2 protein-coding genes and 2 pseudogenes are annotated in these 2,525 nt (G+C 52.6%); 3 read left to right on the forward strand and 1 reads right to left on the reverse strand.

Annotation, left to right across the window (positions count from 1 at the left end; all coding sequences use genetic code 11):
- Nucleotides 1-205, forward strand: a pseudogene (locus PG883_RS23125) (IS4 family transposase); the annotation flags it as partial.
- Between the two features lie 13 nt (nt 206-218).
- On the opposite strand, the pseudogene PG883_RS23130 reads toward PG883_RS23125, so the two are convergent.
- Nucleotides 219-596, reverse strand: a pseudogene (locus PG883_RS23130) (DUF4158 domain-containing protein); the annotation flags it as partial.
- 162 nt (nt 597-758) lie between these two features.
- Between PG883_RS23130 and PG883_RS23135 the strand changes: the two are divergent.
- Nucleotides 759-1,316 carry a recombinase family protein gene (locus tag PG883_RS23135; protein ID WP_001217881.1) on the forward strand — a complete coding sequence of 186 codons (558 nt, stop codon included), beginning with the start codon at nt 759-761 and terminating at the stop codon, nt 1,314-1,316.
- A 122-nt stretch (nt 1,317-1,438) separates the two neighbouring features.
- Nucleotides 1,439-2,419, forward strand: a complete 981-nt coding sequence (locus tag PG883_RS23140) for an IS481-like element ISKpn27 family transposase (protein WP_013213985.1) — start codon at nt 1,439-1,441, stop codon at nt 2,417-2,419.
- Nucleotides 2,420-2,525: the final 106 nt, after the last annotated feature.

Genomic DNA, 2,525 nt, shown 5'->3' on the forward strand with positions numbered 1-2,525 from the left:
GTTATCGATGCTGAAGATTGCCAAAAACAGCGCGCTTTGGTTAATGCCGATATTGGCGAGCATCATCCATGGTGCGTGGCAGGAAATAACAGAGAAGTTGGAGTGGGCAATGGTGTATTTATCCAAAAACGGCAAAAAGAGTAGGCAGAGAAAATCCAAGCAAAACAACACGTTAGACGGTATTATTAATTCGCTTGCCGCTTAAGGTTCTGTACATGAAGGCGAAATGTCCAGGGCCAGGCAAATTCACGATACTGATAGTGCTGACGTATCAGCGCTGCATGCTCACGGCGGGTATTTTCCCTCTGACCGTATTCTGCAAGAACGGTGATATCACGAATCCCGAGCTGTCTGGCGGTAAAATGCCGGACGCCGGAAGGAATATGATTCATATCGGTGAGGAAGGTGCCCAGAAAACGGACACATCCAATTTGCAGGGCAATGCCCAGACGGTTGTGATCACCTCTGCTTTTTCCGATAAATTCCTTGTCTGCTTCATCAAGATGAAAATATCGTGCCAGCTGAAGCTCATCCGGTTCACCGGTGAATCTGCCATAGCTTTCAGTCTGCTCAGTGGTCAGAAAGTCAACGGGCATATCGGCCTCCCTGCCTGACGGGCATTTAGTAACATTTTTGCAACCGTCCGAAATGTTATAAATTATCAGACATAGTAAAACGGCTTCGTTTGAGTGTCCATTAAATCGTCATTTTGGCATAATAGACACATCGTGTCTGATATTCGATTTAAGGTACATTTTATGCGAATTTTTGGTTATGCGCGGGTCTCAACCAGCCAGCAGTCCCTCGATATTCAGATCAGAGCGCTCAAAGATGCAGGGGTAAAAGCTAACCGCATCTTTACCGACAAGGCATCCGGCAGTTCAACAGATCGGGAAGGGCTGGATTTGCTGAGGATGAAGGTGGAGGAAGGTGATGTCATTCTGGTGAAGAAGCTCGACCGTCTTGGCCGCGACACCGCCGACATGATCCAACTGATAAAAGAGTTTGATGCTCAGGGTGTCGCGGTTCGGTTTATTGACGACGGGATCAGTACCGACGGTGATATGGGGCAAATGGTGGTCACCATCCTGTCGGCTGTGGCACAAGCTGAACGCCGGAGGATCCTAGAGCGCACGAATGAGGGCCGACAGGAAGCAAAGCTGAAAGGAATCAAATTTGGCCGCAGGCGTACCGTGGACAGGAACGTCGTGCTGACGCTTCATCAGAAGGGCACTGGTGCAACGGAAATTGCTCATCAGCTCAGTATTGCCCGCTCCACGGTTTATAAAATTCTTGAAGACGAAAGGGCCTCGTGATACGCCTATTTTTATAGGTGTCTGGACTCGTGGGATCATGTACCCATGCGTAGCTGGCCGCTCTTCAAGGCCAGACACGTTTTGCGTACACTGTTCCAATCCGACTCTTCACTGGCAACTCGATGACCCAGGCACTGCACAGCCAAGCCCGTACTACCCACCTGATCCGTGAGGAAATCAGGAACTCGACGCTCCCGCAGGCCGAACTGGCCAGGATGTACAACGTCACCCGCCAAACCATCCGAAAGTGGCAAAACCGCGAGTCTCCTGAAGACAAGTCGCATGCGCCGAACAAGATGTACACGACGCTCACGCCCGAGCAGGAGCTCATCGTGGTGGAGCTGCGCAAGACGTTGCTGCTGCCCACGGACGACCTGCTGGCGGTCACGCGCGAGTTCATCAATCCAGCCGTCTCGCGTGCCGGCCTGGGACGTTGCCTGCGCCGCCACGGTGTCTCGGATCTACGTAACCTGGTCGAGCAGGAAGGCACTGCGCCCGCCACGAAAAAGACCTTCAAGGACTACGAGCCGGGCTTTGTGCACATCGACATCAAGTACCTGCCGCAGATGCCCGACGAGACGGCAAGGCGCTATCTCTTCGTTGCCATCGACCGTGCTACGCGCTGGGTCTTCATCGAGCTCTATGCCGACCAGACCGATGGCAGCAGTGGCGACTTCCTCAACAAAGTCCAGCAAGCCTGTCCCGTCAAGATCGTCAAGCTTCTGACCGACAACGGCAGCCAGTTCACCGACCGCTTCACGGCTGGCGGCAAGAAGAAGGAACCCAGCGGCACACACGTGTTCGACCGCCTGTGCAAGCAGCTCGGCATCGAGCACCGGCTCATCCCGCCTCGTCATCCGCAGACCAACGGCATGGTGGAGCGCTTCAACGGTCGTATCAGCGACATCGTCAACCAGACCCGTTTTGGTTCAGCTGCCGAACTGGAATCGACGCTGCGCAATTACGTCAAGATCTACAACCACAGCATTCCGCAACGCGCGCTCCAACACAAAACACCCGTTCAGGCGCTCAAGGAATGGCATGAAAAACGCCCTGAATTGTTCAGGAAACGCGTGTATAACCAGCCGGGTCTTGACATATAGGTTAATGTCATGATAATAATGGTTTCTTAGACGTCAGGTGGCACTTTTCGGGGAAATGTGCGCGGAACCCCTATTTGTTTATTTTTCTAAATACATTCAAATATGT

This window comes from Aeromonas sp. QDB25, from assembly GCF_027707725.1.
GTDB classification, from domain to species: Bacteria; Pseudomonadota; Gammaproteobacteria; order Enterobacterales; family Aeromonadaceae; genus Aeromonas; species Aeromonas caviae.

What these genes read in the sequence shown, in the direction of transcription:
- PG883_RS23135 (WP_001217881.1), top strand. Translation starts at nt 759, where the DNA reads ATGCGAATTTTTGGTTATGCGCGGGTCTCAACCAGCCAGCAGTCCCTC.
- PG883_RS23140 (WP_013213985.1), top strand. Translation starts at nt 1,439, where the DNA reads ATGACCCAGGCACTGCACAGCCAAGCCCGTACTACCCACCTGATCCGT.